This window comes from Streptomyces sp. NRRL S-37, assembly GCF_000721605.1.
In the GTDB taxonomy this organism is placed as follows: Bacteria; Actinomycetota; Actinomycetes; order Streptomycetales; family Streptomycetaceae; genus Streptomyces.
In genome coordinates this window covers 33,915-42,225 of record NZ_JOIZ01000033.1, presented here as the reverse complement: position 1 = coordinate 42,225, position 8,311 = coordinate 33,915, and the positions used below count along the sequence as shown (strand labels likewise).

Genomic DNA, 8,311 nt, shown 5'->3' with positions numbered 1-8,311 from the left:
CCCCCGGCACCCCGCCGGCCGCACTCACCCACACCCCGGCAGCCCCCGCGCGACACCCCGGGACCGCCCCCACCGGCCCTCCACGACCCGACGCCACCACAGCCGGACACCCCCGCCCCGAACCCCCGCCCCGGCCTGTGCATACCGATCATCGGGATCTGTGTGGGCGGCGGTCCGGGTTAAGAGGTGACGGATTCCCCGTTCCGGCGCGTGAGCAGCCAGGGCTCCACCACACCCAGGCCTCGCACGGGCCGCTGCCACATGGGCTGGAGCGCGAACCGGTAGCCCGGCGGTTCCTCGCCCTCCTTCTCCGCCGCGGCCACCGCCTCGGCCGCCGCCGCCTCGGAGGCGGGCGCGTCACCGGTACGGATCAGCTCCTCGGCGAAGGCGCTGTCGACGAGCACGGCGTCGCGCGGGGCTATGGACGTGAGCCGGGAGGCCAGGTTCACGGTCGTACCGAACACATCACCCATCCGGGTGGTCACCGTGCCGAACGCCATGCCGACCCGCAGCTCCGGCATGGTCTCGTCGTTCGCCATGGTCTCGATCAGCCGCATCGCGATGTCCGCGGCGACACCGGCGTCGTCGGCGGCGTAGAGCACCTCGTCGCCCAGCGTCTTGATGAGCCGGCCGCCCCGCGCGGCGACCAGGTCGGCGGCGGTGGTCTCGAAGGCCTCGACGAGCTCGCCGAGCTCCTCCTCCTCCATCCGCCGGGTCAGCCGGGTGAATCCCACGAGGTCCGCGAAGGCGACGGCGAGCCGCCGGTCGACCATCTCCTCGTCGTCGGCGCCCTGCACGACCCGCCCGGCCGACGCGGCGAGCTGCCGCCGCCAGACGTAGACGAGGAACTCCTCCAGCTCGGGCAGGAGCAGTTCGACGATCGGATACGTCACCTCGGTACGGGTCATGCCCGGCTCGGGCGGCTCGGTCAGCCCTTCCAGGAAGGAGTCGATCTGCCACTCGGCCAGCCGGGCGGTGGTCTGTCCGGTGGACCGCGCCACCTGGACCGCCATGGCCTCGCTCAGCAGGCCCGCCTCCACCAGACCGGCGAGCCGGCGCAGGGCGAGGACGTCGGCCTCGGTGAGGGCCTTGGCCTGGCCCACGTCGGCGAAACCCATCGCCCGCCAGAAGCGGGTGGCCAGCTCCATGGTGACGCCGGCGCTGCGGGCCGCCTGGAACGGTGTGTAACGGCGCTCGGCGCCCAGGATGAGCTGTTCGAGGCGCAGGGCAAGCGGATCCTCGCCGGCGCCCTGCCCGTCCGTGGAACCCGAGTCGTCGACGGTCACGCGTGCCCTTCCGATCTGCCATGGCCAGGTATCGACCGGGCTCAACTCTACGGCAGGTGTGCGCCAGCTCACTCCGTCAGGTTGGGCCGGGGGGTGCGGTGACCGGCGTTCCCATGGTGGCCGGCGTGGGTGCGGGCCTGCCCCACCGGACCGAACGCCACGCCGCGGGCATCCCGCCCACCGGACCGGACACCGCACCACAGGCACGAGCCCCTCATCCCCACCAGGGCGAGCAGCCGCACCACAGGCCTAAGACCCGCGCCCCACCGGGGCGAGCAGCCGCACCGCAGGTGTCAACGCGCGCCCCCCGCAGGCCGCACGTGCACGATGTCGCCCGCGCCCACCGGTTCCTGCACGCCCTCCCCCGTGGCCAGCACCAGCCGTCCGTCGCCGTCCACCGCGACCGCCTCCCCCACCAGCTCCCGGTCCCCCGGCAGCTCCGCCCGCACCATCCGCCCCAGCGTCGCGCACCCCGCCGCGTACGTCTCCTGCAGGCCGCTCTCCCCCGGGTCACCCCCCACCGCACGCCACCGCCCGTACCAGTCCTCCAGCGACCGCAGCACCCCCCGCAGCAACGGATCCCGGTCCGTGCTCACCGCCCCCGCCAACGCCAGCGACCCCGCCGTCGGCACCGGCAGCTCGTCGTCCCGGAGGCTCACATTGATCCCGACGCCGATCACCACCCCGTCGTCACCGGCCCGCTCCGCCAGGATCCCCCCGGCCTTGCGTTCCTCTCCCCCCACCGTGACCAGCAGATCGTTGGGCCACTTCAACGCCGTGTCGACGCCCGCGGCCCGCGACAGCCCGGTCGCCACCGCCACCCCCGTGAGCAGCGGCAGCCACCCCCACCGGGCCACCGGCACCTCGGCGGGCCGCAGCAGCACGGAGAAGAACAGCCCGGACCGGGCCGGCGCCGTCCACCGCCGGTCGAGACGCCCGCGCGCGGCGGTCTGCTCCTCCGCGACGAGGACGGCCCCCTCCTTCAGCGCCCCCTCGGCGGCCCGCGCCACGAGGTCGGAGTTGGTGGAACCGGTGCGCTGCACCACGTCCACCCGCGTCCACAATCCGCCCGCGCGCACCAGCCCCCGGCGCAGACCGACGGCGTTCAACGGCGGGCGGTCCAGGTCGGACCAGCGTCCCGGACCCGGCTCACTGTGCCCGCCGGGCGTACCTTCAGCATGGGGTGTCATACGCCCCACACTAGGTTCGGCGCCTTCCGCCCCGCACAGGGGAGGGATCCCGGTCCGGGAGCCGGGGCTCGCGGCCGGCTCTCCGAGGATCTCCTTCCCGGGTCTGTGAAGGGGAAGGCGGTGTGGGAAACACCGCACTGCCGATCGGAAGACCCCCCACTACGCTACGGATGAGTAACCGTCCCCCCTTTTGAGCAGGCAGGGAGCCGCATCCCGATGTCCGAGCCGGAAGAGCAGCAGCCCGACATCCACACGACCGCGGGCAAGCTCGCGGATCTGAGGCGTCGCATCGAGGAGGCGACGCACGCCGGCTCCGCACGCGCCGTCGAGAAGCAGCACGCCAAGGGCAAGCTGACGGCCCGTGAGCGGATCGACCTCCTGCTCGACGAGGGGTCCTTCGTCGAACTCGACGAGTTCGCCCGGCACCGCTCCACCCACTTCGGCCTCGACGCCAACCGCCCCTACGGCGACGGCGTCGTCACCGGCTACGGCACCGTCGACGGCCGTCCGGTCGCCGTCTTCTCCCAGGATTTCACCGTCTTCGGCGGGGCGCTGGGCGAGACGTACGGGCAGAAGATCTGCAAGGTCATGGACTTCGCGCTGAAGACCGGCTGCCCGGTGATCGGCATCAACGACTCCGGCGGCGCCCGCATCCAGGAGGGCGTGGCCTCGCTGGGCGCGTACGGCGAGATCTTCCGCCGCAACACCCACGCCTCCGGTGTGATCCCGCAGATCAGCCTGGTCGTCGGCCCCTGCGCGGGCGGCGCGGTCTACTCCCCCGCGATCACCGACTTCACCGTCATGGTCGACCAGACGTCCCACATGTTCATCACCGGTCCCGACGTCATCAAGACGGTCACCGGTGAGGACGTCGGTTTCGAGGAACTCGGCGGCGCCCGCACCCACAACACCGCGTCCGGCGTGGCCCACCACATGGCCGGCGACGAGAAGGACGCGATCGAGTACGTCAAGCAGCTCCTGTCCTACCTCCCCTCCAACAACCTCTCCGACCCCCCGGCGTTCCCGGAGGAGGCGGACCTGACGGTCACCGACGAGGACCGCGAACTCGACACGCTCGTCCCGGACTCGGCGAACCAGCCCTACGACATGCACACCGTCGTCGAGCACGTCCTCGACGACGCCGAGTTCTTCGAGACCCAGCCGCTGTTCGCGCCGAACATCCTCACCGGCTACGGCCGCGTCGAGGGCCGTCCCGTCGGGATCGTGGCCAACCAGCCGATGCAGTTCGCCGGCTGCCTGGACATCACCGCCTCCGAGAAGGCGGCCCGCTTCGTACGCACCTGCGACGCCTTCAACATCCCGGTGATCACCTTCGTCGACGTCCCCGGCTTCCTGCCCGGCGTCGGCCAGGAGCACGACGGCATCATCCGCCGCGGCGCCAAACTGATCTTCGCCTACGCCGAGGCCACCGTCCCCCTCATCACGGTCATCACCCGCAAGGCGTTCGGCGGCGCGTACGACGTCATGGGCTCCAAGCACCTGGGCGCCGACCTCAACCTCGCCTGGCCCACCGCCCAGATCGCCGTGATGGGCGCACAGGGCGCGGTCAACATCCTGCACCGCCGCGCCATCGCCGGGTCGGACGACCCGGAGGAGACCCGCGCGCGGCTGATGCGGGAGTACGAGGACACCCTCCTCAACCCCTACGTCGCGGCCGAGCGCGGCTACGTCGACGCGGTGATCATGCCGTCGGACACCCGCCGGCACATCGTCCGGGGGCTGCGTCAGCTGCGTACGAAGCGGGAATCCCTGCCCCCGAAGAAGCACGGCAACATCCCCCTGTAAGGAGCCGACGTGATCAAGGTCGTACGGGGCAACCCCACACCGGAGGAGCTGGCCGCCGCACTGGCGGTGGTCCGGGCGCGCGCCGCGGCGGCGTCAGCCGTGCCGCCCGGCGCGCCCGCCCCCCGCGACTCCTGGTCGGACCCGTCCCGGATCGCGGCCCGCGGCGTCCCGCGCCCGGGCCCGGCGTCGTGGACGCGCACGTACTGGCCGGGCTGAGCCGCCGCCGGCATCGGGGGCGCGGGGCCGTGCCCGTCCGCGGCTCCACCGCGCGCAGGGACAACGCCGCGCCCCTACTTGAGTACGCGTACTCAGGCACCTCGACCGGTCAGGCGCCACGCTGGTGACATGCTGTGGTCCGACCCCGAGAACGAGCCGCCCGAGGAACTGCGGAACACGCAGAGCATGCTGCGGCGGCTGGGTGTTCTCGTGGCGCTGGCCATGGTGCTCGCCATGCTCGTGATCGGCGTGAGATGAGGCATCCGGGCCACGTCGATACGCTGACCGCATGACAGATCAGCCGCGCCGCCGACTCGTGCTCGCCTCCCAGTCCCCCGCCCGGCTCGGGCTGCTCCGCCAGGCCGGGCTGGATCCCGAGGTGATCGTCAGCGGGGTCGACGAGGACGCCGTCACCGCCCCCACCCCCGCAGAGCTGGCGCTCGCCCTGGCCGAGGCCAAGGCGTCCGTCGTCGCCGCGAAGCCCGAGGTCAAGGGTGCGCTGGTGATCGGCTGCGACTCGGTCCTGGAACTGGACGGCCAGGCCCTCGGCAAGCCCGCGGACTCCGAGGAGGCCACCGCGCGCTGGAAGTCCATGCGGGGCCGCGCGGGGACGCTGCAGACCGGCCACTGCGTCTACGACACCGTCAGTGGCCGTTACGCCTCCGCCACCGCCTCCACCGTGGTCCGCTTCGGTGATCCCACGGACGAGGAGATCGCCGCCTACGTGGCCTCCGGTGAACCGCTCCACGTCGCCGGGGCGTTCACCCTGGACGGCCGCTCGGCCCCGTTCATCGACGGCATCGACGGCGACCACGGCAATGTCATCGGCATCAGCCTGCCCCTGGTCCGTCGTCTCCTCGCCGACCTCGGCATCGGCATCACGGAGCTGTGGGCGCGGCCGGAGGCGTGACCGGAGGCGTGACCGGAGGCGTGACCGGAGAGCCGTCGCCACCGCCGGCGCCGCCCTCGGGAGCGGCGCCGGACCCGGCGGCGGCCGGCTGCTCCGGACGGCCGTCGTACGTCATCAGCAGCAGCACGATGAGCGCCAGTACGACGACCATGCAGAGGAACGCGGGCGGGCCGACCAGGCCCCAGGCGACCGCGCCCAGCAGTGCGTGCACCACCGCCGCGCTGATCAGCAGCACCCGGCCGAGCCCGGCGGGCGACCGGTCGCGTACGGCCACGAGCAGGGCCACCAGGCCGCACAGCGCGAAGTAGAGCCCGAAGACGATGCCGCCGGCCTTCGAGGACGCCGCCATCATGTCCGGGTCGAGCCCGGCCAGCGACATGTCCTGGCGGTCGACGACGGAGGCCAGGATCCAGTTCAGCGCCACGACGCCGAGCGCCTCCACGAACAGGACGAGCGCCACGACCCCTGCCACCGGTCTGCGCACCACCGGCCCCCACCCACTTTCGAGCACGCTTGCCGTTACCCCGAGTATGTTCGGGTCGACGCGAAGGCTACTAACGGGTAAATCGCGGTACAAGGGTTCTGCGGAGGGCAAAGAATCATTGGGCCATTCGTAGGGACTCCACAAAGAAACGGAGTGGGCCGCAGCACGCTCTCACAGAGACCTTGACCACACGGGACGGCTAGGGTTTCCGGGAGGAGTCCTGCGTACCGAGGTACGACAAGGGCTTTCGCGGGTCGAGCGAGCCTCGTATCACGCTCCGTGTGGGCAAGCTCACCAGTGGGGACGGGTCGAAGTGCCGTGTCGGCAGTCCCTAAACTCGGCTTGTTTCAAGGAGGGAGCCTCAATCGTGCGCAAGGTGCTCATCGCCAACCGTGGCGAAATCGCTGTCCGCGTGGCCCGGGCCTGCCGGGATGCCGGAATCGCGAGCGTTGCCGTCTATGCCGACCCGGACCGGGACGCTCTGCATGTCCGCGCCGCGGATGAGGCGTTCGCCCTGGGCGGTGACACTCCGGCCACCAGTTACCTCGACATCGACAAGGTGCTGAAGGCCGCGCGTGAGTCGGGCGCGGACGCCATCCATCCGGGCTACGGCTTCCTCTCCGAGAACGCCGAGTTCGCGCAGGCGGTGCTCGACGCGGACCTGATCTGGATCGGTCCGCCGCCGCAGGCCATCCGCGACCTGGGGGACAAGGTCGCGGCCCGGCACATCGCGCAGCGCGCGGGCGCCCCGCTGGTGGCGGGTACGCCCGATCCCGTGAGCGGGGCCGAGGAGGTCGTCGCCTTCGCCGAGGAGCACGGGCTGCCGATCGCCATCAAGGCCGCCTTCGGCGGTGGCGGGCGCGGTCTGAAGGTGGCGCGGACGCTGGAGGAGGTGCCGGAGCTGTACGACTCCGCGGTGCGCGAGGCGGTCGCCGCCTTCGGTCGCGGGGAGTGCTTCGTCGAGCGCTACCTGGACAAGCCGCGGCACGTGGAGACGCAGTGCCTGGCCGACAAGTACGGCAACGTGGTCGTGGTCTCCACCCGTGACTGCTCGCTGCAGCGGCGGCACCAGAAGCTGGTCGAGGAGGCGCCGGCGCCGTTCCTGTCGGACGCCCAGGTGGAGCAGCTGTACTCCGCCTCCAAGGCGATCCTGAAGGAGGCCGGCTACGTCGGCGCGGGCACGGTGGAGTTCCTCGTCGGCCTGGACGGCACGATCTCCTTCCTGGAGGTGAACACGCGTCTGCAGGTGGAGCACCCGGTGACCGAGGAGGTCGCCGGCATCGACCTGGTGCGGGAGATGTTCCGCATCGCGGACGGTGAGGAGCTGGGGTACGGCGATCCGGTGCTGCGGGGTCACTCGTTCGAGTTCCGCATCAACGGTGAGGACCCGGGGCGCAACTTCCTGCCGGCGCCCGGTACCGTCACCCGTTTCGACGCGCCGTCGGGGCCGGGTGTGCGGCTGGACGCGGGCGTGGAGTCGGGGTCGGTCATCGGGCCGGCGTGGGACTCGCTGCTGGCCAAGCTGATCGTCACCGGGCGCACCCGCAAGGAGGCGCTGGAGCGGGCCTCCCGTGCGCTGGCGGAGTTCCAGGTCGAGGGCATGGCCACGGCCATCCCGTTCCACCGCGCGGTGGTGAAGGACCCGGCGTTCGCGCCCGAGCTCACCGGTTCGGCCGAACCGTTCACGGTGCACACGCGGTGGATCGAGACGGAGTTCGTCAACGAGATCAAGCCGTTCACCGCCGCGGTCGACGCGGGGGCGGAGGAGGAGGCCGACCGCGAGACGGTCGTCGTCGAGGTCGGCGGCAAGCGTCTGGAAGTCTCGCTCCCGGCCTCGCTGGGCATGTCCCTGGCCCGTACGGGGCTGGCGGCGGGCGCGAAGCCGAAGCGGCGTGCGGCGAAGAAGTCGGGCCCGGTGGTCTCGGGCGACACCCTCGCCTCTCCGATGCAGGGCACGATCGTCAAGCTCGCCGTGGAGGAGGGGCAGGAGGTCCAGGAGGGCGACCTGGTCGTCGTCCTGGAGGCCATGAAGATGGAGCAGCCCATCAACGCCCACCGGTCCGGCACGATCAAGGGCCTGAGCGCGGAGGTCGGTGCCTCGATCACCTCCGGTGCGGCGATCTGCGAGATCAAGGACTGACACGTCTGACGCCTGCGGCGCTACGTTCACCCTGGTAGGGGTGCGCGTAGCGCCCACGGCCGGTGGGTGGGCCGGGGCCGCAGGCGGCTACGCCGCGCTCACCGCGGGCAGTCGTGCCTCCCTCAGTGCCTGAAGAGCCTGGGAGGTGCCCCCAGGGCGGCGCAGGTGGGTGGTGGGGTACCTCCCGATCGAGCGGAGTCGAGAGTGGGGGAGGCCCCCCGCAAGCGCCGGCCCGCGCAACTCACCGCCGGCTCACACCAACGGGGTCACCCAGTAAGC

The 8,311-nt window shown here is 71.9% G+C and carries 8 protein-coding genes; 5 read left to right on the top strand and 3 right to left on the bottom strand.

What is annotated here, in order from left to right; translation table 11 throughout:
* Positions 1 to 179: 179 nt before the first annotated feature.
* Positions 180 to 1,286 (bottom strand): adenylate/guanylate cyclase domain-containing protein, encoded by a 1,107-nt coding sequence (locus tag IH50_RS0134405; RefSeq protein WP_030871558.1) that lies wholly within the window; start codon positions 1,284 to 1,286, stop codon positions 180 to 182.
* Between the two features lie 293 nt (positions 1,287 to 1,579).
* Positions 1,580 to 2,476: a biotin--[acetyl-CoA-carboxylase] ligase gene (locus tag IH50_RS0134400; RefSeq protein ID WP_030871556.1), complete on the bottom strand. Its 897-nt coding sequence runs from the start codon at positions 2,474 to 2,476 to the stop codon at positions 1,580 to 1,582.
* 216 nt (positions 2,477 to 2,692) lie between these two features.
* Here IH50_RS0134400 and IH50_RS0134395 point away from each other — a divergent pair, with 216 nt between their 5' ends.
* From IH50_RS0134395 to IH50_RS0134380, 4 genes are all read left to right on the top strand, one after another.
* Positions 2,693 to 4,282 (top strand): acyl-CoA carboxylase subunit beta, encoded by a 1,590-nt coding sequence (locus tag IH50_RS0134395; protein ID WP_030871552.1) that lies wholly within the window; start codon positions 2,693 to 2,695, stop codon positions 4,280 to 4,282.
* 9 nt (positions 4,283 to 4,291) lie between these two features.
* Complete coding sequence (locus IH50_RS0134390; protein ID WP_030871548.1) at positions 4,292 to 4,498, top strand: acyl-CoA carboxylase epsilon subunit; 207 nt, start codon at positions 4,292 to 4,294, stop codon at positions 4,496 to 4,498.
* A gap of 129 nt (positions 4,499 to 4,627) precedes the next feature.
* On the top strand, positions 4,628 to 4,756 hold the full coding sequence (gene mmpB, locus IH50_RS43230) for a morphogenic membrane protein MmpB (protein WP_267883287.1): 129 nt from the start codon (positions 4,628 to 4,630) through the stop codon (positions 4,754 to 4,756).
* A 31-nt stretch (positions 4,757 to 4,787) separates the two neighbouring features.
* A complete protein-coding gene (locus IH50_RS0134380; protein ID WP_030871545.1) occupies positions 4,788 to 5,408 on the top strand; it encodes a Maf family protein in 621 nt (206 codons plus the stop codon).
* Here IH50_RS0134380 and IH50_RS0134375 read toward each other — a convergent pair.
* Positions 5,377 to 5,880: a hypothetical protein gene (locus tag IH50_RS0134375; RefSeq protein WP_030871541.1), complete on the bottom strand. Its 504-nt coding sequence runs from the start codon at positions 5,878 to 5,880 to the stop codon at positions 5,377 to 5,379. The two genes, IH50_RS0134380 and IH50_RS0134375, sit on opposite strands and share 32 nt — an antisense overlap.
* A 379-nt stretch (positions 5,881 to 6,259) precedes the next feature.
* Between IH50_RS0134375 and IH50_RS0134370 the strand changes: the two genes are divergently transcribed.
* Positions 6,260 to 8,032: an acetyl/propionyl/methylcrotonyl-CoA carboxylase subunit alpha gene (locus tag IH50_RS0134370; RefSeq protein ID WP_030871538.1), complete on the top strand. Its 1,773-nt coding sequence runs from the start codon at positions 6,260 to 6,262 to the stop codon at positions 8,030 to 8,032.
* Positions 8,033 to 8,311 lie beyond the last annotated feature (279 nt).

Coding starts and splice junctions, on each gene's coding strand:
- mmpB (WP_267883287.1), top strand. CDS start 4,628: ATGCTGTGGTCCGACCCCGAGAACGAGCCGCCCGAGGAACTGCGGAAC.
- IH50_RS0134395 (WP_030871552.1), top strand. CDS start 2,693: ATGTCCGAGCCGGAAGAGCAGCAGCCCGACATCCACACGACCGCGGGC.
- IH50_RS0134380 (WP_030871545.1), top strand. CDS start 4,788: ATGACAGATCAGCCGCGCCGCCGACTCGTGCTCGCCTCCCAGTCCCCC.
- IH50_RS0134400 (WP_030871556.1), bottom strand. CDS start 2,476: ATGACACCCCATGCTGAAGGTACGCCCGGCGGGCACAGTGAGCCGGGT.